The sequence below is a fragment of the Terrimonas ferruginea DSM 30193 genome, from assembly GCF_000425585.1.
GTDB classification, from domain to species: domain Bacteria; phylum Bacteroidota; class Bacteroidia; order Chitinophagales; family Chitinophagaceae; genus Terrimonas; species Terrimonas ferruginea.
Genome location: NZ_AUDS01000008.1, coordinates 287118 through 310856 on the forward strand (window position 1 = coordinate 287118; position 23739 = coordinate 310856).

Annotated in this window: 22 protein-coding genes; 10 read left to right on the forward strand and 12 right to left on the reverse strand. The window is 48.3% G+C overall.

Annotated features, from left to right (window positions below):
• Nucleotides 1–99: 99 nt before the first annotated feature.
• Nucleotides 100–1947 (forward strand): amidophosphoribosyltransferase, encoded by a 1848-nt coding sequence (locus H608_RS0101225; protein ID WP_028786069.1) that lies wholly within the window; start codon nt 100–102, stop codon nt 1945–1947.
• Between the two features lie 167 nt (nt 1948–2114).
• Entirely contained in the window at nt 2115–2612 is a 498-nt protein-coding gene (locus tag H608_RS0101230) for a SixA phosphatase family protein (RefSeq protein WP_028786070.1), read from the forward strand.
• On the opposite strand, the gene H608_RS0101235 is transcribed toward H608_RS0101230, so the two are convergent.
• From H608_RS0101235 to H608_RS23295, 3 genes are read right to left on the reverse strand one after another with little or no spacing between them, the layout of a single operon-like run.
• Nucleotides 2609–2851: a 4a-hydroxytetrahydrobiopterin dehydratase gene (locus tag H608_RS0101235; protein ID WP_028786071.1), complete on the reverse strand. Its 243-nt coding sequence runs from the start codon at nt 2849–2851 to the stop codon at nt 2609–2611. The genes H608_RS0101230 and H608_RS0101235 overlap by 4 nt on opposite strands.
• A gap of 40 nt (nt 2852–2891) precedes the next feature.
• Nucleotides 2892–3341: an IPExxxVDY family protein gene (locus tag H608_RS0101240; RefSeq protein ID WP_028786072.1), complete on the reverse strand. Its 450-nt coding sequence runs from the start codon at nt 3339–3341 to the stop codon at nt 2892–2894.
• 51 nt (nt 3342–3392) lie between these two features.
• The gene (locus tag H608_RS23295; protein WP_162142830.1) at nt 3393–5030 is read right to left on the reverse strand and encodes a M28 family peptidase; all 1638 of its coding nucleotides are present in this window, start codon (nt 5028–5030) and stop codon (nt 3393–3395) included.
• A gap of 171 nt (nt 5031–5201) precedes the next feature.
• Here H608_RS23295 and crtD point away from each other — a divergent pair, with 171 nt between their 5' ends.
• From crtD to H608_RS0101280, 7 genes are all read left to right on the forward strand, one after another.
• A complete protein-coding gene (crtD, locus tag H608_RS0101250; RefSeq protein WP_028786073.1) occupies nt 5202–6683 on the forward strand; it encodes a 1-hydroxycarotenoid 3,4-desaturase CrtD in 1482 nt (493 codons plus the stop codon).
• Between the two features lie 66 nt (nt 6684–6749).
• Nucleotides 6750–7502 (forward strand): ABC transporter ATP-binding protein, encoded by a 753-nt coding sequence (locus H608_RS0101255; RefSeq protein ID WP_038006612.1) that lies wholly within the window; start codon nt 6750–6752, stop codon nt 7500–7502.
• Nucleotide 7503: 1 nt separating this feature from the next.
• Nucleotides 7504–8811: an ABC transporter permease gene (locus H608_RS0101260; protein WP_028786075.1), complete on the forward strand. Its 1308-nt coding sequence runs from the start codon at nt 7504–7506 to the stop codon at nt 8809–8811.
• A 39-nt stretch (nt 8812–8850) separates the two neighbouring features.
• Nucleotides 8851–9102: an acyl carrier protein gene (locus tag H608_RS0101265; RefSeq protein ID WP_028786076.1), complete on the forward strand. Its 252-nt coding sequence runs from the start codon at nt 8851–8853 to the stop codon at nt 9100–9102.
• Between the two features lie 4 nt (nt 9103–9106).
• Nucleotides 9107–10414 carry a hypothetical protein gene (locus H608_RS0101270; protein WP_028786077.1) on the forward strand — a complete coding sequence of 436 codons (1308 nt, stop codon included), beginning with the start codon at nt 9107–9109 and terminating at the stop codon, nt 10412–10414.
• A 175-nt stretch (nt 10415–10589) separates the two neighbouring features.
• Complete coding sequence (locus H608_RS0101275; protein ID WP_028786078.1) at nt 10590–11840, forward strand: FAD-dependent oxidoreductase; 1251 nt, start codon at nt 10590–10592, stop codon at nt 11838–11840.
• A gap of 33 nt (nt 11841–11873) precedes the next feature.
• Nucleotides 11874–13313, forward strand: coding sequence for a class I adenylate-forming enzyme family protein (locus H608_RS0101280; RefSeq protein ID WP_028786079.1), 1440 nt, complete (start codon nt 11874–11876; stop codon nt 13311–13313).
• Nucleotides 13314–13402: 89 nt separating this feature from the next.
• Here H608_RS0101280 and H608_RS0101285 read toward each other — a convergent pair whose 3' ends face one another.
• The 7 genes from H608_RS0101285 to H608_RS0101315 form a co-directional block, all read right to left on the reverse strand.
• Nucleotides 13403–14155 (reverse strand): MBL fold metallo-hydrolase, encoded by a 753-nt coding sequence (locus tag H608_RS0101285; RefSeq protein WP_028786080.1) that lies wholly within the window; start codon nt 14153–14155, stop codon nt 13403–13405.
• Nucleotides 14156–14308: 153 nt separating this feature from the next.
• Nucleotides 14309–15022 carry a lycopene cyclase domain-containing protein gene (locus H608_RS0101290; RefSeq protein ID WP_028786081.1) on the reverse strand — a complete coding sequence of 238 codons (714 nt, stop codon included), beginning with the start codon at nt 15020–15022 and terminating at the stop codon, nt 14309–14311.
• 6 nt (nt 15023–15028) lie between these two features.
• Nucleotides 15029–15547: a sterol desaturase family protein gene (locus H608_RS20845; protein WP_051267900.1), complete on the reverse strand. Its 519-nt coding sequence runs from the start codon at nt 15545–15547 to the stop codon at nt 15029–15031.
• Between the two features lie 16 nt (nt 15548–15563).
• Nucleotides 15564–16211, reverse strand: coding sequence for a carotenoid biosynthesis protein (locus tag H608_RS20850; RefSeq protein WP_051267901.1), 648 nt, complete (start codon nt 16209–16211; stop codon nt 15564–15566).
• Nucleotides 16204–16728, reverse strand: coding sequence for an isopentenyl-diphosphate Delta-isomerase (gene idi, locus H608_RS0101305; protein WP_038006615.1), 525 nt, complete (start codon nt 16726–16728; stop codon nt 16204–16206). The genes H608_RS20850 and idi overlap by 8 nt, the downstream gene beginning before the upstream one ends.
• A gap of 2 nt (nt 16729–16730) precedes the next feature.
• Complete coding sequence (locus tag H608_RS0101310) at nt 16731–17567, reverse strand: phytoene/squalene synthase family protein (protein ID WP_028786083.1); 837 nt, start codon at nt 17565–17567, stop codon at nt 16731–16733.
• A gap of 132 nt (nt 17568–17699) precedes the next feature.
• Entirely contained in the window at nt 17700–19187 is a 1488-nt protein-coding gene (locus tag H608_RS0101315; RefSeq protein WP_211227009.1) for a phytoene desaturase family protein, read from the reverse strand.
• 237 nt (nt 19188–19424) lie between these two features.
• Between H608_RS0101315 and feoB the strand changes: the two genes are divergently transcribed.
• Entirely contained in the window at nt 19425–21482 is a 2058-nt protein-coding gene (gene feoB / locus H608_RS0101320; RefSeq protein WP_245565702.1) for a ferrous iron transport protein B, read from the forward strand.
• Here the strand turns inward: feoB and H608_RS0101325 are convergent.
• Nucleotides 21471–22370, reverse strand: a complete 900-nt coding sequence (locus tag H608_RS0101325) for a serine hydrolase (RefSeq protein ID WP_028786086.1) — start codon at nt 22368–22370, stop codon at nt 21471–21473. The genes feoB and H608_RS0101325 overlap by 12 nt on opposite strands.
• Entirely contained in the window at nt 22367–23641 is a 1275-nt protein-coding gene (locus H608_RS0101330; protein WP_028786087.1) for an amidohydrolase, read from the reverse strand. The genes H608_RS0101325 and H608_RS0101330 overlap by 4 nt, the downstream gene beginning before the upstream one ends.
• Nucleotides 23642–23739 lie beyond the last annotated feature (98 nt).

A 23739-nucleotide genomic window follows, 5' to 3' on the forward strand; every position in this document is an offset into this window, starting at 1 on the left:
TGCACCAGCGGACAGGTCTCACGGCCTGTCCGCTTTTTTGTTTTGTTAAGGTCCCGGAAAGTTTCTGCGAATGGACTAACTTTGCGCTTTCCTACAACAATGAGCGATCCAATAAAACACGAATGCGGCCTTGCTTTTATGCGGCTGCGGAAACCGTTCTCCTACTATCAGCAACAATACGGCTCCGTCATGTGGGGACTCAACAAGATGTACCTCCTGATGGAAAAACAGCACAACCGTGGCCAGGATGGCGCCGGTGTAGCCGCTGTAAAGCTGAATGTTGAAGCCGGTTACCCGTTTCTTCACCGTATCCGCAGCGCCGCTCCCCAGGCAATTGCCGATGTGTTCCGCCAGATCGGTGCCGAAGTAGACGAACTGGCCCGCTTTAATCCGGAAGTGCACAAACACCCCGGCCTCATGAAAGGACACATCTCTTTTCTCGGTGAATTGCTCCTGGGTCATCTTCGCTACGGCACACAAGGAAAAAACAATGCTGAATTCTGTCACCCGTTTATTAAACGTGACACTATTCCCAGTCGCAACCTCGCGCTGGCCGGCAACTTCAACCTCGTTAATACAGAAGAACTTTTTTCTCTCATCAATATCAATCCGGGCGAGTTTCAACGTCAGAGCGATCTCGCGGCCATGATGGAAGTAATCCATCATTTCATCGTTAAAGCCGACGAAGAGCAACCCGGTAACCCCGATGTAAAATCTGCCCTGCGCAAAGCGCTGCCATTGTTCGATGGCGGTTTTCATGTTGGGGGATTACTCGGCAACGGCACCTCATTCGTTTTCCGTGATGCACATGGCATCCGCCCTTCTTATTATTATATCAATGAAGAAGTGATCGTGGCTGCTTCCGAAAGAGCCGCTATCCGCACCGCATTTAATGTGGGGGAAAATGAAGTGAAAGAACTTCTGCCCGGACAGGCACTCATCGTGCAGGAAGATGGCAAGTGGGAAATAGAACAGATCATCGACGCACAGGAACGCAAAGCCTGCAGCTTCGAACGCATTTATTTCTCCCGCGGCAGTGACGAAAAAATTTACAAAGAAAGAAGCGCATTGGGACACAACCTCAGCGAGCAGGTTCTCAATTCCGTTAATCACGATTTGAAGAATACCATTTTCTCTTTTATTCCCAATACCGCCGAAGTAGCTTTCTACGGATTGCAGAAAGGGTTGGAAGATTACCTCAACAAAGTAAAACTGGAGCGGATTCTCAGTTGGGATAAAGATTTCGATGAAGAGAAGTTGTCTGAGATGATCAACCGCCGCATCCGTATAGAGAAGATCGCGATCAAAGACGTCAAAATGCGCACCTTCATTACCGGCGACGATGCCCGCAATGAAATGGTGCAACACGTTTACGATATCACTTACGGAACTGTTCGCCCCGGCGAAGATACCCTGGTGGTGATCGACGATTCCATCGTTCGCGGCACCACTTTAAAGGAAAGCATCATCCGCATGCTGGCACGCCTGAAGCCCAAAAAGATCATCGTGGTTTCTTCCTGCCCGCAAATCCGCTATCCCGATTGTTACGGGATCGACATGAGCAAAATGGGCGACTTCATCGCATTCGGCGCCACTGTGGAGTTATTGAAAGAAAAAGGCAAAGGAGATTATCTCAACGAATTGCTGGAAAGATGCCGCGAACTGCAGCATAATAATCAACTGCACACAGAGAACGTGGTTAAACAGTTGTATAAAACCTCTACTACCGAAGAGATCAGCGAGCGCATCGCCAAAATGATCACGCCGCCCGATATCGATATCCCCGTTGAAGTAATTTTCCAGAATATAGAAAATCTTCACAAGTCCTGCCCCAGCAACCTGGGTGACTGGTATTTCACCGGCAACTACCCTACGCCCGGCGGAAATAAAGTGGTGAACAAGGCATTCATCAACTACATGGAAGGGAAAAATGTACGGGGTTACTGATCCTGCTCATGATTCTGATCATTAAAATTCATACTTAAGCGGTACACGCATTGCTTGTGCTCCGCATTCCTTATTTTAGCAAAAGGCGATCCTCCCAACCAAGGGTCGCTTTGATGTTTGTTATGCCCGTCTGTCACTGGTCTTGTTATTATTTTAAACGGTGAGAAATGAAAACGCTCATATTGGTCCGTCATGCGAAAAGTGACTGGCAGGATGTTACACTCGAAGATTTCGACCGGCCGCTGAACGCACGGGGAAAAACAGACGCGCCCGTAATGGCAGAACGCTTACGTAAACGCGGCATTGTGCCTGATTTGTTTATCAGCAGCCCGGCAAAACGCGCCCGCAAAACCGCAGACATTTTTGCCGAAACCTATGACGTAGATAAAAAAGATATCCTGTTTGAAAAGGATCTTTATCTCGCCCCTCCTTATGTTTTTACGGAAGTAATCGGCCGCTTCAAAGATGAAGGAAACATCGCTGTGATTTTCTCCCACAATCCCGGTATCACCGATTTTGCCAATACATTGACGAATGCACGCATCGACGATATGCCCACCTGTGCCATATTTGCTGTAGAAGCGGATACAGAGTCATGGGCTGCTTTTGATACAGCGGCCAAGCGTTTTCTTTTCTGTGATTATCCGAAAAAACCGCAGGATTAATAATCGAAAAGCGCATCGATTCTTTTGGCTAACGTATGGTCTTTTTCTGTGACCACATCTCCGGCATCATGCGTGCTGAGCCAGATCTCCACTACATTATAGGCATTCTTCCACTCGGGATGATGATCCATTTTTTCTGCCTCCTGTGCCACACGGGTCATAAACGAAAAGGCTTCGGTAAAATCGCGGAAACGGAACAAACGATACAGCTTGTTGCTTTTTTCTTGCCAGTTACTCATACCTGTATTATTTGCCGTAAACGGCAGGAAAACCGTGCCACTAAAACACGAGGTGTTCTTTGTTTTTGATCTTTTCGTTGGTAAGCTCCGTTACGAGTTGTACTCCGTTGAGACTGCGCAGGGAAGACATGATTCCCTGGAAATAGTCGTCGCTGACCGTATCGCCTTTCATGAGCCACAAAAAGTCCAGGTGTCGGAATTCAGGCAACAGGTATTCACCATCAAACAGATTGTTGTAGAGATAATGGCACAGTGAGCCGGTCGGCTCAGGATATTCGTATACGGAAAAAAAATATTCGCGTTTTTTGCGGATCAGCTTGATCTCGATCTCATGATTGATCCGGAAATCAATCGCCATCAGGCTGTTGAGATGCCAGCAAAATTGGTAATCTTTTACCGGCGCCATGATGCCCAGTAGCTTCGTTTCTTCGAAGAACTCATCCGTAAGATCCTGGGTATTCAGTGTCAGCTTGAAGGGACGTTCGGCCATGACATCGGTTGTTAGTGAAAGATACGCTATTTAAACGGGCTTACCCTTTTATCAGAATTCTATATCTGCCGTCTTCTCTTCGTTGCCGCGTTTAAATTTCACCGTTGTTTTTTGCCCTTTGCTGAATCCATTCAACGCTTTCATATAAGTCTCCATGTCCGAGATCACACGCTCACCAAGCTGTGTTACCACATCACCCGCTTTGATGCCCGCTTTTGCCGCAGGCCGGCCATCCGTTACGCCATCCACTCTTACGCCTGCGCCGGTGAATGAATAATCCGGCATGATGCCTAATGTTACTTTAAATGGCGTTACCGATACCTGCTGCTCACGTGTTTTGAGAAAAGATAATTTCCCTTGTTTATCGAGAGTTTCTATTAGTTGGCGGATATGCTGAATGATCATTACTTCACCAACATAGTTGATTTTGTCAAAGTCATCACTTGGTTTGTGGTAGTCGGAGTGTGTGCCGGTGAAATAGAATAAAACCGGAATGTCTTTGCGGTAAAACGACGTATGATCGCTCGGACCGGCGCCGCTTGAATCGATGTTGATATTGAAGTATCCTTTCTTCGCGGGTTGAATAACAGATGCCCATTGTGGCGAAGTGCCATAACCGCCAATCGTCAGCGCTTTCGTACTGTCTTTTAATCGTCCGACCATATCCATATTGATCATGTAGTTGGCCGCGGCCAGATCGATCGTTGGATTTTGGGTAAAATATTTTGACCCAAACAATCCCAGCTCTTCTCCGGAAAAGGCAATGAAGAGATAGTTGTTCTTTTTCGCTTTGCTTGTTTTCAGTATTCGCCCAAGTTCTATAAGGGCCGCGGTTCCGCTTGCATTGTCATCAGCACCGTTATGAATTTGTTTTTCTCCGGTGCGCATCATGGAGTTGCCGTCTTCACCATAACCCAGGTGATCGAAGTGTGCGCCGAGTATGACGGTTGTCGGTGCGCCGTTGTCGATATAACCGACTACATTATGGCCGGTACGTTTGCGTGCAATGATCGATACATTCAGGTTGATCTCGAATGAGCTGGTTGGATCGGAGAAAAAACGTTTGGCTACATCGCGGCTCACATAGATCACGGGAATAGGCGTGGCTTCCGAACGGTCCCTCGGATCGAAAGCCAGTTTGTCTTCCACATCGGATGTGTTGTATAATACGATCGCTGTTGCCTGTTTATCTGCCGCCTTCTTTGCATTGGTGCGGATATAGTCGGCCAGGTCGAAGTGCGGGTTGTGGCTGTTTGCTTTAATGATTTCGCTCAGATCAACAAACCAGGGCATGTCGTCTTCTACCAATGCAATCGCAGGCATCGCATTGATGCGGCCATCAGGAGAAAAGGATAAGGGGAAAAAGTCGGTTCCGGGCTTCAACTGATGATCATTGATGGAAAGAAATGTTTCGGGGCCGATCTGTTTGCCATCGTTGATATCAAATGCCTGAAAATATTCCTGCGTACCCTTAGGCGCCAGTCCTGCAGCACGGAATTGCTCCGCGATGTATTGCATGGCCAGTTCTTCCCCCTTGCTGCCGGCGCGGCGGCCTTCCAGCTTATCGTCCGCCAGGTAGGCAACATGTTGCTGAATATTAGTCAGCACTTCCTTCTCCGCCTTTTTCAGTTTCTGGGCTGAAGCGGCCGTGGAAATGCAAAGCAGGATTAAAACCAGTTTGGTACGCATACGCATCATAATAAAACAACATTAATTGGTGCAAAGGTATTCAAGACTACCCGGTTTTCCGGTTACAAAACGTTTGTTTTTCGTCAGTAATTCCGTGGTGGCCGGTAATGACCGCTGCCCGAAATGCAGTATTTTTGGCACCGCGGAAAGCAGAGCCGCCCTTATCAAAATATGACCAGCCAAAACAACAAGCGCTGTGCCGTAATCGGCGCAGGTGTGTCGGGAATAGCGGCGTCCATCCGCATGCGCAACAAAGGTTATGACGTAACCGTGTACGAAGCAAACAGTTTTCCCGGCGGCAAACTTTCTTCCGAAAGCAATAACGGTTACCGTTTCGACATGGGTCCCTCTGTTTTTACCATGCCTTCGTATGTCGATGAATTATTCGAACTCTCCGGAAAAAATCCCCGCGATTATTTCAATTACACACAATTAAATCCTGTTTACCATTATTTTTTCGAAGACGGAAGCAGGTTGGACGCTTTTCATAACAAAGAAGGTTTTGCCGAAGCAATGGCCAAAACCACCGGTGATAGTAAAGAAGCCATCGTCAATTACCTCAATCGCACCGAAACGATCTATCGTTTGACGGATGAGGTTTTTCTGCAAAATTCTTTGCATAAGTTCCGCAACTTCCTCACCTGGCCTGTATTACGCGGCATTCTCAACTTCGGAAAGATCGGCGCATTCGATACCATGAACGGCGCCAATGAAAAATCGTTTAAGGATCCGAGGCTGGTACAATTGTTCAACCGTTATTCTACTTATAATGGCTCCAGCCCTTATCTCGCTCCGGCCACGCTCAATGTCATTGCCCACCTCGAGATCGCCAAAGGCGCTTATTATCCCGAAGGTGGCATGTACAGTATCACCCGGTCATTGGTAAAACTGGCGAAAGATATCGGTGTGCAGTTTCGTTTTTCCACACCGGTAAGAGAGGTCCTTACCGAAAACAAAAAAGTCAGCGGCATCCGCACCGATGAAGGAACAGAACAGTACGACGTAGTGATCAGCAACATGGACGTTTACAACAGCTATCGCCTGCTGCTGCCCAATCTGAAGAAGCCGCGTAAAACGCTCGATCAACCCAAGTCAAGCTCGGGCATTATTTTCTATTGGGGTATCAAAAAAGAATTTAGCGAACTCGGTTTACACAATATTCTTTTCAGCGCGGACTACCGCAAAGAGTTTGAAGCCATTTTCAAACACAAGACCATCGACAACGATCCCACCATTTATATCAACATTACCAGTAAACATTCTCCCGGAGATGCGCCTGCCGGTGGCGAAAACTGGTTTACGTTCATCAATGTGCCGAACAACAATGGTCAGGATTGGGACCAGCTCATCGCGCAGGCAAGAAAAAATATTGTCAGCAAGGTAAACAGGATGCTGAAGACGGATATTGAGCCGCTGATCGAAGCGGAGATGGTGTTTGATCCGCGCGTGATAGAGAACCGCACCTCGAGTGCATTCGGCGCTATTTACGGAAACAGCTCTAATAATAAGTTCGCGGCCTTCCTGCGGCATGCTAATTTTTCCAAAGAAATCAAAAACCTTTATTTCTGTGGCGGCAGCGTACATCCGGGGCCAAGCATTCCGCTTTGCCTGCTTTCCGCCAAGATCACCACCAATCTGGTAAAAGAACCTTAATGCCTTGATCTGCGGGCATTCCATTGCCCGGCATTCCGTATTTTCGCGGCGACGCAAATCTCCCTTATGAGCCATTCCGCCATTATAGAAATCAGCGAGCTCACGAAAAAGTTCCGGAATGCGACCGAACCATCGGTCAAGGGAATTTCGTTTTCCATCGAACGCAATGAAGTGTTTGGTTTGCTCGGACCCAACGGCGCAGGCAAAACCACCACGATCTCCATTCTCTGCGGATTGTTTCCGCCAACCAGCGGCACCGTGAAGATCGATGGAAAATATTTACACGAAGATTTAGCCTCCATACGTCCGATCATCGGCATCGTGCCGCAGGACATTGCTTTGTATCCGACCCTCACGGCCCGCGAGAACCTCGATTTTTACGGCCATATGTATGGATTAAAAGGAAAAGAATTGCGCAGCCGCATCGATGAATGGCTGGAAAAACTGGGATTGACCACCGCAGCCAACCGCCCCGTTGCCGGTTATTCCGGCGGTATGAAAAGAAGGGTGAACCTCATCGCCGGTGTTCTTCATCGCCCGCGCATTTTATTTCTCGACGAACCAACGGTAGGCGTGGATGTGCAAAGCCGCAATGTGATCATCGAACACCTCCAGGAATTAAACAAAGAAGGAACGACCATCATTTATACTTCGCATCACATGGAAGAAGCGGAGAACTTCTGTACGCATGTTTCGATCATCGATCATGGAAGAATTCTGACGGAAGGTTCTCCTGCCAGCCTCATAGCGGCACACCCCGGATGCAACAACCTGGAAACCGTATTTCTCCACCTGACCAACCGTAAACTCCGGGATTAACATGATAAGCAAGCTACTCGCCACCATCCGAAAAGAAATCTGGCTGCTGCTGCGCGACCGCGTTGGCTTATCCATCCTTTTCCTCATGCCCATGATCCTCATCTTCGTAATGACGATGATCCAGGATGCGGCTTTCAAAACATTGAACGAAAAAGGTATTCCCGTTGTGTTTGTTAACCAGGACCGCGATTCCCTCGGCAGCATGATCGAATACGGTTTGCGCAATAATGATCTTTGTACGTTTTACGATTCCATCGATGGGCAGCCCGCAACATTGGAGTCTGCACGCAAGGCCATTGCCGATGGTAAGTTTCTCATTGGTATCGTTGTGCCCGCCGGCGCTACGGCCGCCATCCGCGAAAATGTAACGGCGCTGATCGCCGAAACGATCGACAACAGCGGCGACACCACACATACTGATCCATCCAAAGTTGCCGTCATCGATTCGGTGGAGATCTCCATACTCATCGATCCGGTAACCAAAAAATCGTTCATTACCTCCATTACCAGCAATCTGCGTGAATTTATTTCGGAGGTAAAGACAAAGATCATGTTCGAGACCTTCTCGAAAGAAATAGCGGAGATCATTCCCGATAACAATGGCAAAGGTCCGCGCAATGCCTTTCAGCGTACACAGATCATCCGCTACAATGAAGAGTATGCTTCACGCACCTCCGACACGGTGGTGCCCAATGCCGTGCAGCACAATGTTCCGGCCTGGACCATCTTCGCCATGTTCTTTATCGCCATTCCGCTTTGCGGAAGTATTATGAAGGAAAAAAGCGAAGGCAGCGCTTTCCGTTTGCACACGATGCCCACTTCTTACCTGTTGCTGACACAAGGCAAGCTGATCGTGTATGTAATGGTTTGCCTGATCCAGTTTATGCTGATGTTATCGGTTGGTTTATATTTCCTTCCGATGCTGGGCCTTCCCAAATTAGTATTGGGTCATAGCATGGCGGGCATTGCAGTATTAACGATCGCCACTTCGCTTGCAGCAACAGGATATGGTGTGCTGGTTGGAACACTGGCGTCTACCGAACAGCAGGGCGCTATCATGGGCTCGTTGTCTATTCTTTTGCTCTCTGCATTGGGCGGCATTTGGGTACCGACTTATGTAATGCCGGAAGCCATGCGCCAAATCAGTGTCTTCTCGCCGTTGAACTGGTCGCTGGATGGTTATTATCAATTGTTCCTGCGGCAGGGCGGACTAAGTGATATTTTGATTTATTCGTTGAAGCTCTTCCTGTTCTTCGTGATCACACTCGGATGTGCCACAGCGATTAACAAATGGAAACGGCGCATCTGACAACGCATCTTCAATTTCCCCTATCTTAGCAATTACACTATGGAAGAATCTGTGATCATAGCCGATATAAGGCAGTTTATTGAAACAAACATCCTGGCGGGTGGTGTGGAACTGACACCGGATACCAATCTGCAACAGGCAGGCATCGACTCGTTCTCTACCGTTGAGATCATCCTTTTCCTCGAGCGGAATTTCAATACACCTGTACCGGACGACAAATTGCTTCCTGAAAATTTTCAAACCCTTCGCAGCCTGGCCCGCCTGGTCCGCGAATTGTCGGCCACTAACTGACCTTATGCCTGCGCTTCCCCGTAAAGTAATATTGAGCGGTTCGGATTGTTTTCATCTCGTACTGGACAAACACGCACATAAATACGGCACTGGAAGCAACGTCATGCGGATCGTTTTTCAATCGCAGGAAAAAATAGCGGCACAACAGTTATCCGCACAACTTAACGCGTCTCCGCTTGTCCAATGGCTTTGCAACATACGCCTTCACAGTGGCGGATTATTCGGACGACCTTATTGGGAATACACCGGCGGCAACCAACCTATCCCGTTTTACGAACATCAATACGGACAAGCCGGAGAATTACCGGCAACACTTTTGCAGCGCGATCTTCCGTTGCGTCAGCAGCATTTTATAGAATGCGACCTGGTGCATTATCCCGATGACACAACGGCGATTGTTATTTCCTGGAATCATATTTTACTCGACGGCCGCGGTATCGGTATGCTGATACAACACCTGAATGAATTGCATGAAGGACAGCCCGCGAGATCGGCCGATGTTTTATTTCCTCCTCCGGAGAAAAAAGCAAACTGGCCTGCGTATATCCGCAACATGTATCGCGTAAAAAGTTTTATCGAAAAATCTTCCCGCGCGCCTATTGCCTCTGTTGCATCCGGTTATGGTAAAGAGCCATCACAATTTCATACGCAACTGGTTCAGTTTTCTGTTGAAGAAACGGCGCGCATTCAGCAACAGGCCACGGCAGCAGGCGCGAGATTTGGTCCCAATCTTTTTTATTTATCCTGTTGCGCGCAGGCAGTGCGTGCAAGGTTGGATGAAAAAAATATTCCCGGTCCTTTCTGGATCCCCATTCCCTATGACGGACGCCTGCGTGGATCATTCGGGCCGGTCATCACCAACACCGTTGCTTTTCTTTTTTACCGGCTGGAACGCGACCAGTTACATCAGCTTCCTACGACCGTGGCAGCACTGCAGCAGCAAATGACCGATCAGATGCGCGACAAAATGCCGCAGCGTTACAGTATGCTGCTCAGCATGATGCGGCACATTCCCCTGAATCTTTACTATTTCCTGGTCAACCGGCGCGGCAAGGGCGCTTTTGCCAGTTTTCTTTATTCTTCTACGGGCGACAGTTTCAACAAAACCGACCGTTTTATGGGCATTCCGGTGGAACATGTCACGATCTACCCGTCGCCCACCTTCCCGCCCGGCCTCACTTTTTCCTTCCTCAAACACCGGGAAGCGTTGAATATCAACATTGCGTACTCACCCGATATTGTTCCGCAGGCAGACCTGCAACTACTTATAGCGCGGCTTCGTCAAATGCTGCTGGGCAGCGGTTCCGAATGATACAATACGGTTTTTCACGGATATAGGAAATACGTATTTCGTGGGATTGGTCAAATGCCCGGAGAGTCGTAACTATGCCCTTTAAGGCCCATCGCCCTTCGTTCCCAAAGGTCCCTGAGGCACTCGAAGGGCTCAGGGAACGAAGGGCTCGGAGAATTTCGGGTAACCATTAACCATGAAGCTTCAACGCACAGATATTCTTGTACTGGGAGGAGGCGCGGCGGGAATCGCTGCCGCCTCGGCCGCCGCCGACACGGGACTCGACGTGACCCTGGTGGAAAAAAATGGTTATGCCGGCGGCAAAGCCACTGCCGCTGAAGTGGGCACCATCTGCGGACTTTATCGCTTCAGCTTTGATAGTGCAGATTATATCGTCAAAGGTTTTGCACGCGATTTTGCAGAAGAACTGCGTATCCGCTCCGGCACAACCCCGCTCAGCAACGCATCCGGTCTTCACTATCTCCCCTATCATATCGACGTTTTTAAACAATACAGTTACGAATTACTGAATACAAAAGGTGTTCGCGTATTCTTTCATAGCCATGTTACGGCAGTAACGGTAAAAGAAAAACAAGTCAATGCCGTTTTCATTCACACGCAGGATGAAGGTGAAATAGAAATTCGTCCGCGTATCGTTATTGATTGTACGGGCGAAAGCACCGTTGCACGCCTTGCCGACCTGACGGTAATCAGAAGTGAGCACTACCAGGCCGCAGCGCAGGTATTTACCCTGCAGGGAATCAAAGAAACGCATGAAGGAAAACTGGGCCTGATCCTGATGAAAGAACTTCGTATGGCGATTCAACAGGGCAAACTCGATCATTACTTCGATCGCGTATATGTGGTGCAGGGCTCGTTGCATGATGGCACCGTGAGTCTCAAGATCGGCATTCCGGTGCCGGTTACTTATTGCCCCGGCAATCTCGATGCGCTTCGGGCTTCGGCCTTTGATTTTATTTACCGCCTTACCACTTATCTCAAAGAAAATGTAGCCGCTTTCAAAGAAGTGACCATCGAACATATTGCCCCCGAAGTGGGCATCCGTGTCGGTCAGCGTACACATGGACGTTATGTATTGACAGAAGAAGATGTATTGGGTTGTAAAAAATTTCCCGACGCTATTGCGGATTGCGGCTGGCCCATTGAAGAATGGGAACAGGACCGCCGTGTACATATGCGTTACTTCGAACCGGAAGAATTTTACCAGGTGCCGGCCCGTTGCCTCCGCGCCAACGGCATCGACAATCTTTATATGGGTGGACGAAACATATCTGCCACAGACGGCGCCATTGCCAGTGCGCGCGTGATCGGTATTTGTTTACAAACCGGCTATGCCGCCGGGCGACTGGCCGCCGCGCAATTACAAGGCATCTCTGCCGACAGCATCATTGAAGAAATTCAACTCGGTGCGGTTTACTCTTCCTGAAAACTCCATTCCCTTTTTGAATATCTTCACGAGATGAATGACCAGCCCGTATATGAGGTGTTGCGGCAAGCCGCGATCAACTGGCCGCAACGGCCAGCCGTGATCGACGAATACGGCACCATGACCTTTGATATGTTGTGGAATGAAACGGAGCTGCTGAAAGCACAGCTACAACAACAAGGCGTAACCTCCGGGCATGCAGTTGGCATGAAAGCGCACAACGGCCGCTATTTCATCATCGGACTATTTGCCGTAGCCGGATGTGGTGCTGCCGTGATGCCACTCTATCATTTATTAAAAAAAGAAGAAACAGCGCAATGCATCGCCGATGCCGGGCTTCATTTTTTACTGGAAGAATACATTGGTATAACCAATGAAAATGATCAGCGTGAACCGCTGGCCCTTTCCGGAGGAGGCTTTTATTTTTCCCCGACAACTATTGACGCAGACTATCCCTTTGCTCCGCATGTAGATCATCCGGTGTTTGTCCGTTTTACTTCGGGCACAACGGGCACGTCGAAGGGCGTAGTACTATCACAAAAAACGGTAATAGATCGCATTGAAGCCGCGAACCGTGGCCTGGAGCTGGGGCCGGAAGATGTGGTAGTGTGGGTTTTGCCAATGGCCTATCACTTTGTGGTGTCGATTGTATTGTATGTGCGTTTCGGCGCCGCCATAGCAGTGGTCAGTGATTTTCTCGCGCGCAATATCATTCGCATGACCAACGACCACAACGGCACGATGATCTATGCCTCGCCCCTGCAGATACGGTTGATGGCGCATGATAAAAGTGAAGAGCAATTGCCGTCGCTGAAAAAAATCATCTCTACGTCCGCAGGTATTGGCGTGGATGTATGCAACGACTTCCGCGCAAGATTCGGTAAAGACGTGAGCCAGGCTTATGGCATTATTGAAATCGGCTTGCCCATGATGAACCTGCGCAAATCAGCGGAGCATCCTGATGCGGTAGGCTACGCATTGCCGGGATACGATATTGGTATTCTGGATGACAACTATCAACCACTTCCGCCGGGGCATACGGGCTACCTGGGTATTCGCGGTCCGGGTATGTTTGATGCTTACCTGAAACCCGCCAAACGCAGTGCAGAAGTGTTGGTCAATGGTTATTTTCTGACCGCAGACTACGCCAGCAAAACGGAAGATGGCCTGGTAAAAATAGAAGGGCGTGCGAAGTCGGTGATCAATGTGTCGGGTATAAAAGTTTTTCCGGAAGAAGTGGAAGCGGTGATCGAAACTTATCCCGGTATTCTTCAGGCAAAAGTGAGCAGCGTTCCGCATCCATTGATGGGGCAGTTGATAGAAGCAGAAATTGTGGTGGAGAAAAATGCGGACATCAATATAGAAAAAGTAATGACCTATTGCCGGCAAAAACTCTCCAATTTCAAAGCGCCGCAAAGAATGCGGGTGGTCGAATCGCTGGAGATGACAAGCACGGGAAAGTTGAAACGATAACGGCGATCTGCCTTTGCGCCTTAATTTCTTGGCGTCTCTGCGTGAACCGAAGCCGCGTATCACGCAAAGCAACATAAGGAGCAAAGACGCTAAGAAAGTTTTAACTCGCTTCTATCGTGGTAACCAAACACCTCTACTTCCGGATGTTCCTTTATTAATTTCCTGATTTTATCGAGGCTCGCCAATCTTTGTTCATTGTCATCGGCTCTTGCAATGGCCAGTGCGGTAACGGGATGTTCGGGATCTTCCAATTCTCCCCGTAAATAATAAGCATCGCCAACATACAACACCCAGCGGTCACCTTGTTCGATGGCGACACCGCAATGTCCGCGCGTATGGCCAAACAACGGCACAAGATAAACGCGTGAGCTAAAGCCCAACTTCACTTCGCGGGCTTCGAGTCCCATCCATTTTTCGTCGCCAGCCTTATACGCAATGATCTCGGGGTTGTGTGATAACTGATGCGGCAGGTAACGTTGATTGCCGCTGTTGAAATTGGCGAGTTCTTCTGCACCAACGTGTATGGTCATTCCGGAAAAATCTGCGAGGCCGCCGATATGATCCGGATCGAGATGGGAAATAACGGCTTGCTTCACGAGCAGGGGATCGAGTCCGAGCAGACCGATTTGTTTATAGGCGGCCAGGTCTTCATCCAATCTGAACCCCACGAGGTCGATGAGTGTCTGACCCACGCGCGTCTGTGGTTGTTGTGCATCGAGCATGCCCATACCCGCATCCACCAAAGCAAGACCCGCAGGATCTTCGAGCAGCAGGCAATGTCCGATCACATCGTCATTAACCGGCGTTACGATTTTGAGGCAATTGAGATGATGAATTTTCATAAGCAAAATTAAAAATTCAAAAATGTTGAATGGAGATTCATTGGCCTTCGCGACTTAATTTCTTAGCGACTTTGCGTGAAAGCGGCGCCGGTTCACGCAAGGATGCATAAGGGGCAAAGACGCGAAGGATTACTTACAACTTATTATGGCTGTTTACCCTTTTGAGTTTTTACTTTTGAATTGTTCTCTTTTGAGAACACGCTCATAAAGCGCCACGTTCATCATGATTAATAACATGCCGTAAAAAGTATCTTCAAAAGGAATGGTATACATGCGGATGCCGAGATTTTCCGCATCGTTATACAACACCACCGGAATAGCCGTAAGGAAACCATTTACTATCAAAAACGGCACCAGGATGATGATATACGATACCACAAACGAGACCGCATCAAAGCCTTTGAACCATGACTTCCATACATACACCATACCGATAAAGATGCCGAGGAAGAAAAAGGTCCAGGAGGTATAATATTTATCGTAGAAGACTGCACCGGCGATAATAGACAATACTGCTATCAACTGCAGCACCCGGTTACCCCATACCTTCTTTTTAAGATTGGGAAAATAACAACGGATACATTCATATACAAACACGCAACAGTACGGCACTACGAAAAAGAAAAGTATTTCCTCGATAGGTAATCCGAAAAGGCGATGCCCTGTAATATATTTTTCATTAAACCACCATACGCCTTCCTTCGTGAAAAAGGAATCCCAGGCAACATAAAGTGCAGCTGGAATCAGCATGGGAATAACCAGGTATTTCCACCTTTTATAAAACGCTACTTTTTTATCAAAGCTAAGCGCCAACGGACCGGCGAGCGATGCTGCCAGTATGATATAGTACGTGTAATGACTGTTCACGGAAAATCAGGATTCAGACTTTTCAATGGTAGGATAGGCGACTCCGCGGCCGGAAGCTTTGCGTTTTTTGTCCGCCTGCACTTTCTCCCAATATTTTTTTGCCACCCAAAGCATACCAAAGCTTTCGCCGTCATGTTTGTCCAGATGCTTATGGTGCATCTTGTGCGCCCAGCGAAGCGTACGGATATAGGTATTGTTGCTGCGGGAAAACCATTTGAACCGCTGGTGGATGATCACATCGTGCACCATGAAATAGGCGAAGCCATAAAGACTCAGACCCGCCCCGATGGCAATGGACCAGTAAGCCTGGTTCATTACTCCCAGCATGATCAGCAACCAGCTTGGAATAGCGAAAATGAGAAAGAAGGCATCGTTCTTTTCAAAAAAGCCCGGCTCCGGCTGGTGATGGTCTTTGTGCAGGTACCATAAAAATCCATGCATCACATAACGATGCAGGCACCAGGTAAAACCCTCCATCAGCACAAACGTGGCTAATGCAATGCCTATGTACAATAATATGCTCATGGCGCCGGATGAACGTTTAGGTTAAAAAGATGCGAAGTACCAAAAAGAACAGGAGTTGTATGAGCAACAAATTTACACCGAATTTATTATCCTTTGAGACTTTACACCAGTGAAAAATCGCGGCCAGCAGCATACTTACCAAAAACCAGGTGATATAGTTATATACCGGCACAGATCCGTCACCGCCCCATTGCCAGTATCCCAATCTGATCGCAACAGGTTCCATCAGCCAGTCATACCCCACGGCTAACAATGCCGTGACAATTATCTTTATCAAGGGTGCCGTGCCTGACAGCAACCGCCACGTGGTAATAGCACTGATGTATACGACCATGAACCAGTTGACGCCCAGCATCAGCGGCACACCCAATACTTTGATGCCCATGATCCAGCCATAATTATAATGACCAAACAAGGCCGAGGTCTGCACGCCCACTATTTCCACGGTCATGCCCGCCACAAAACAGCAAAGCACAAATATCCAGAAGCCCGTGTTGCGCGGCTTTTGCGTCCAGAACAAAAGACCCATCATCAATAGCAGATTGAAGGGCGTCGCCGTCAAAAAAAACTCATGCGGAAAAAACAACATGCCCACCGCTCCGATTACATGGAACAGCGCAGCAACGGCTGTTGCCTTTTGATAAATGGATAAATTTTTAAGCACCGCTATTTTTTTCCTGTAAAAAAGCCATCAGTCTTGGAAGCGCGATCTTGAACCACTCGGTATATTTCTGCGGATGCGTTTGCATGGACTGCACAATTTCCTCAACAGGTTTGTAGCAATAATCGGCTACTTCGTCCGGATCGGGAGACACGGCTCCTTCGTAGGTGCCGGTAAATACATGGTCGTATTCATGTTCGGTAAGGCCGTTGTCGAAAGGTGCCTTGTATACAAACGAAAAAGCATGCTGAAGCGGAGTATTGAACCCCATTTCTTCCTGCAATCGCCGCGAAGCGGCATCCGCTGTTTTTTCTCCGGGAAAAGGATGACTGCAGCAGGTGTTGGTCCACAAGCCACCGCTGTGATATTTGCTCAGCGCACGCTGGTGCAGGAGCAATTCTTTTTTTTCGTTGAAAATAAAAATGCTGAAGGCCCGGTGCAGTACCGCCTGCCTGTGCGCTTCCATCTTTTCCATCGTTCCCAACTCAACATCATGTTCGTCCACCAGGATCACATCCATAGCTATAGTATATTGAACTGGCTTCGCACGCCGGCTTTTGCTACGATGTATGCTTTGCCGTAATTGGGAATGCGGATTCGCTGCTCGAGAATGCAGGAAGGCGCCGTTCGTTTTATTTTTTTGAAAAGAGACAGATAATATTTGTAAGCAACGTACACTCCGAAGCGCGCTTTCACCGGTAATTCCAGTATGCCTTTATACGCATCTTCAAAATCTTTCGCGATATCATCTTCAATCTCGCGTTTCATGTCGAGGGTGAAGTTGCGGAAGTCTACGCCGGGAAAATAAGTCCGGTTGAGGTGTTCGTAGTCTGCTTTTACATCACGCAGGAAGTTTACCTTCTGAAAGGCCGCACCCAATGATTGCGCTGAAGGTTTCAGCTTTGCATACATGTCGCGGTTGCCTTCGCAGAATACGAACAGACACATCAGTCCTACCACTTCCGCACTGCCATAGATGTATTCTTTGTATCCGCAGCTATTGTATTTTGTTTTGCTGAGGTCCATTTCCATGCTTTGGAAAAACGCTTCGATCAGTTCATGATCGATGTTGTATTCACGCACGGTTTTCTGAAAGCTGTGCAGAATCGGGTTGAGGCTGATGCCCCTTTCGATTGACGCATAGGTTTCTTTCTTGAATTCGAACAGGAGCGTTTCCTTATCGTATTCATGGAAAGTATCTACAATCTCATCGGCCAGGCGCACGAAGCCGTAAATATTGAAGATCGGTTTGCGGAGATCTGCATGAAGCAGCCGGATAGCACTGCTGAAGGATGTGCTGTACTTTTCCGTCGTGGCCTTACTGCACTGTTCACATAGATCATGAAATAGCTGCATCATCGCATTCAATCGGTTTAAGGACTGGTTATTCGTTTTGGTTAAAGATATGTCTGTCTGTTCGGCTATTAATTTACGCTTTTTTAGGAAACTGACACCTCCGGAGATGGTTTTTCCCCGTTGGCGGTTGCCTGATCAATGACTAAAAACACGGGCTACTTCTCCCGCTACCACTTCGCCGCTGATCAGGCTGGGCGGCACTCCCGGCCCGGGAACCGTCAGTTGGCCTGCATAAAACAGGTTCCTGATTTTCGAACTCCGGCAGGAAGGTTTCAATACTGCGGTCTGGCTCAGCGTATTAGCCAGCCCGTAGGCATTTCCTTTAAAAGAATGATAGTCCGTCGTGAAATCGCTGACGGAATAACTTTTCTTATATATAATGGCATCTTCCACGGAAGTGCCTGTCTGTTCTTCATAACGGCGGAGAATCTGCCTGAAATATTTTTCCCGCAATTCTTCCGTATCTCCTTCCAGTCCCGTGGCTACAGGAATCAGGAAAAAGAGGTTTTCGCAACCGGCCGGCGCTACCGTTTCATCGGTTACGGACGGTGCACATACATAAAACAAAGGATCCGATGGCCATTCACGCGAGCGATAGATCTCTTTTCCATGCACACCAAAATCCGTATCGAAGAACAAAGAGTGATGCAATATGCCGGGTAGTTTTTTGTTCAATCCCACATAATACAACAGGCAACTCGGCGCCATCACGCGTTTGTTCCAATATGACTCACTATACGAACGGTCTTCGGGTGCCAGCAGTTTTGTTTCGATGAAATGATAATCTGCGGCTCCTACTACCACATCGGCTTCGAGACTTCCTTCTTTTCCGGAGGCATCCGTATAACGTACGCCCGTTGCACGACCATGGCCCGTCTGGATGCCTGTCGCCGGCGTATTGAAACGGAATTTCACTCCCTGTTCCTGTGCCAGTTGATACATCGCATCCACCACCTGGTACATCCCTCCCTGCGGATACCAGGTACCCAGACACATGTCAGCATAGTTCATCAGGCTGTAAAGTGCCGGTGTATTTTCAGGAAGCGCTCCTAAAAACAAAACCGGGAACTCCATCAGTTGCTGCAGTTTGGGGTCGCGGAAATATTTGCGGATATGCTTTTTCATATTGGTCAGCACATCCAGTTTAAATACGCCTTTTGCCACATCCCAATCCAGGAACTCGGCCCATGAGCGACCGGGTTTGTGCACGAGCTTGTTGATACCAACTTCGTATTTGTAGGCCGCTCCCTGCATAAACTGGTCGAGCTTTGCGCCGCTGCCGGATTCTATCGATTCAAATAACTGTTTCAGTTCTTCGTAAGAAGCGGGAAGATCCATCGGCCCGTCCTGCCAGTATACACGATAGGACGGATCCAGCCGGTCAAGGTGATAATAATCGCTCACTTTTTTACCAAAACATGCAAAAAAGCGTTCGAAAACGTCCGGCATCCAATACCAGCTCGGTCCCATGTCGAAAGTAAAACCTTCGGCTTTCAGGATACGGGCACGTCCGCCGGGGGTGGCATTTTTCTCCAAAACGGTCACATCCCAACCCGCGCGGGCGAGAAACGACGCAGCAGAAAGACCCGCAAATCCGCTTCCTATAACGATGGCTTTTTTCACGAAGGACGAAAATAGAACTATTCAGCATAATTCTGCATACCGCAAACTGGGTAAAATATTGAATTATACATTAATAGATAAGACAACCAACCCGGCCCTCTACCCTTAAATCTTTGTATAAAATCGTAATTCGTAAACGGTTATAACCCGCGCGGGGTTATTTTTGCAATCGTTTTGTTGAAAAAAGAAAAGCTACATATCGCGCTCGTCGGAAACCCCAATAGCGGGAAAAGTTCCTTGTTTAATTGCCTGACTGGTCTGAATCAGAAGGTCGGCAATTTTCCGGGCGTAACAGTCGACAAAAAAACCGGGTTCATGCAACTGGGTACGGGTGAGGCTGAAATAACGGATCTTCCCGGATCTTATAGTTTGTATCCGCGCCGGCTGGATGAATGGGTAAGCTATAAAGTGTTGCTCGGCCAGGACAAAACGGTGAAGGCAGATGTTTTTCTTGCCGTTGTCGACGCCAGTAATCTCCAGCGCAACCTTCTTTTTTGTACACAGCTCATCGACCTCAAACTCCCGATCGTAGTGGTACTGACCATGACCGATCTTGCCGCACGCAAAGGAATCAAAATCGATACCCCGGAACTTGAACGTGAATTGGGCGTACCCGTTGTTGCTGTCAATCCGAGAAAGCAAAAAGGCATTCCGGCTTTGAAAAAAGCAATCGAGCAAACAGCGCAGGGGCTTTACAAACCACCGGTCAATAACTTTATCGATCTGCAGGCACTTGCCGGGGCACCGGTCAGTGATCTGAAAAAAGAAATTCCCGGCATCGGTGACTACACGGCCATTCATTACCTGATCAATCACGAATCATTTGATCTGCCCGTGGATATGCAGGATCGCATCGAATCCATCGAGCAGAAAAATGCATTCAATCCAACGAAGACGCAGGCCGAAGAAATATTGCAACGATACGGTCGTATCAAACATATCATGCAGGTGGCGGTATCCGTGCCCGATCCATTGCAAAAATCACGGGTCACCGAAAAGATCGACAACCTTTTGCTGCATCGCCGTTGGGGTTACCTGATTTTGCTGGCCGTACTTTTTTTACTTTTCCAAAGTGTATTCTGGCTGGCCAGTTATCCGATGGACTGGATCGACGCGGGCACGGCGTCATTCAGCGGATGGTTATCTTCCGTGCTTCCCGAAAACGGCTGGACCGATCTGCTTATCAACGGTATCATCGCCGGTCTTGGTGGCATCGTCATCTTTGTTCCACAGATCGCCATTCTGTTCGGATTAATTACCATATTGGAAGATACCGGTTACATGGCGCGGATCAGTTTTCTGACCGACCGGCTTATGCGAAGCGTGGGTTTGAACGGGAAAAGTGTCATGCCCATGATCAGTGGATTTGCCTGTGCCATTCCCGCCGTGATGAGTGCACGCAATATCGAAAACAGGAAAGAAAGATTACTGACGATTCTCATTACTCCGTTGATGAGTTGTTCGGCACGTTTGCCGGTATACACCATTCTCATCGGACTGGTGATTCCCAATAATTATTTGCTTGGATTCATTGGCCTGCAGGGCCTGGTGATGCTCGGACTTTACCTGCTCGGATTTGTAATGGCACTGATCGTTTCTTATGTAGCAAAATGGTTTATCAACATCAACGAAAAAAGTTTCTTCATTCTTGAATTGCCGGTATATCATTCACCTCGCTGGAAGAATGTATTGAACACGATGGTAGAGAAGGCCAAGATCTTTGTGTTGCAGGCCGGTAAAGTGATCATGATCATCAGCCTTGTACTTTGGGTATTACAATCATTTGGTCCCGGCGACCGGATGCACCGCGTTACAGAAAAATACGAAGCAGCACTCGCGCAACCCGGCGCCGACTCAACCCAACTCAAGTTTGACTACGACAACGAGCATCTGGAAAATTCCTATGTCGGCATTGCCGGTAAAGCGATCGAACCGGTAGTAAGTCCGTTGGGATATGATTGGAAAATTGGCATTGCCCTGATCACTTCTTTTGCAGCGCGTGAAGTATTCGTCGGCACTATGGCTACTCTTTATAGTGTGGAAGATGACGGCGAAGAAAACGCCACACTCAAGGAAAAAATGCATGCGGCTGTTCGCGCGGATGGCACGCCCGTGTATACACTGGCAACCGGAGTGTCACTCATGGTCTTTTACGTATTTGCCATGCAATGTATGAGTACGCTCGCGATCGTCCGCAGAGAAACGCGCTCCTGGAAATGGCCTGCGATACAACTGGTGTACATGACGGCATTGGCTTATGCCATGAGCTGGCTGGTTTACCAACTATTCAGGTAACGGCGTCCATTTATCTTTCGGTTCAAAATACTCCCACAACATCGTTGAAATTTTTCGCGTAAGCGTCCAGGCCTCGTTACTTTTCCGCCAGCTACGGTCTTTATTGTTTTTGGTAAAAATGCAGAAGATATAGGGGTTGTTTGGAGCATTCACCAGCAATGCTTCATTCCGGGATTGGTCTACGCAACCATTTTTGCTGAACACTTCGATGTAAGGTGGAATGACGGAAATCGCTTCTTCCTGGTCCCAGAAATTGCGACCCATGCAGCGCATCATGCGATCGCAGGCAGCCGGAGAAAAAACCTGGTTACGATAAATCCGTTCGAAGATCTCTCCCATTTCCTTCGGAGTTGTTTGTCCCCAACCATATATTTTTCGGATGTCTTCGCGGCCGGGTGTTCTGGAATTGACGCGTGTGTCTTTGAAACCAAGACTGTCTAAAAGCTGGTTGATGCGTGTGCCGCCACCAGCCAGGCCTTGTAACCAAAGGCTGGCAGTATTGTCGCTGGTAGTCATCATCAGCATCATCACTTTTTTCAATCTTATTTTTTCGCCATCCTTAAAAGAACCGAGAATATCTTCTCCGGCGTAGAGCAATGAGTCGCGGTAAGTAATGGTTGAATCGTAGAACAATTCACCGCGTTCGAGTTTTTGCATAACCCCCAGCAGGATCGGTACTTTCACAATACTGGCGGTTGGAAAAACAGTATCCGCATTGAAAACGGCAATTTTTCCGGTCTTTAGATTTTTTACATAAATACCGATATCACCGTTGAAGCCAGACACGGCTTCGCGCAAGCGGGTTTCCAGTTTTTTATCTGTCTGTTGTGCAAACGATGCAACGGAGAAAAAAAGGCCGAGGAATAGAATAGAAAAATTTCGTCTCATTTCAGAAAGTCGATTACGATTTGACAGAATGCGCGGATGCCGGGTTTCATGCCGCTGTCATCCACAAAAAAGTCGGGTGTATGATGAGGCGGGGCTTTGGCCGGATCGTTTCCGGCCGGCATACCGCCGAGGTAAAAAAAGAAAGCGGGAGCCTTCGTGCCGTAATAAGAAAAATCTTCCGCGCCGGTTACCCATTCTCTTTCTTTTACGCGGTCGGCACCCAACGCGGCGCGCAGCGATGGCAATGTGCGATTGACCAATGCAGGATCATTGAACGTGACCAATGTTTTTGTATCGATCACAGCTTCGGTCTGCACGCCGGCGGCCTCGCCGATCAGGCGGATGGTTTTGTAAAACTGTTCGTGCACCCGGAGTTGCATGGCACTGTCGAGTGTGCGGATCGTTCCGAGCATGGTGCACTCTTCCGGAATAATATTATTACGTACACCTGACTGAATTTTTCCGACCGTGATAACCACCGGCGCTTTGGTCAATTCTGAATAACGGCTTACGATATACTGCAGGCCGTTGATGATCTGCGCAGCAGCGGCAATCGGATCGGCGCCTTTCCACGGTTGAGATCCGTGACTTGCGCGGCCTTTTATTTTAATGGAAAAAAAATCGGCAGCGGCCATGAAAGCGCCGGGTTTGTATTCGATCGTGCCCGCTTCAATATTTGATTCGATATGTAAACCAAAAACCGCGTCGACACGGGGATTTTCCATCACGCCTTCCTTTACCATCAATGCAGCCCCTCCCTCTTCCCCGTCGGGTGCTCCTTCTTCGGCGGGTTGAAAAATAAACTTTACGGTGCCTTTCAGTTCCGAACGATAAGCCGTCAATACTTCCGCCACACTCATCAGCATGGCCACATGTGTATCATGTCCGCAGGCATGCATCACACCTACTTCTTCATTATTATATTGTGTTTTTACTTTTGAGGCATAAGGCAACGGCACGCGCTCGGTCACGGGTAAGGCATCCATGTCTGCCCGCAGCGCAATGCAGGGACCAGGTTTGCCTCCTTTGAGAATGGCAACCACGCCGGTTTTTGCTACCTGTTCTTTTACTTCCAAACCCAATTGCCGCAAATGATCGGCGACCAGTTTAGCTGTTTTGAACTCGCGGTTGCCGAGTTCAGGATGCTGGTGAAGCTGATGTCGCCAGGCGATACATTTCGGTTCAACTTTATCGATGGCATCCGAAATTTTTTTCGGCAATTGCGCATGGGCAAATGCGGAAATAAAAAGAAGGGGCAGCAGCAGGCGCATTGGCTGGAATTTGTATGAATTTAGTTTAAATGTCGCAAAGCGAAGCATCATACGAACGGTCAAAAGTTTTTATAAAAAACGACGTCCAAAAAGTTATA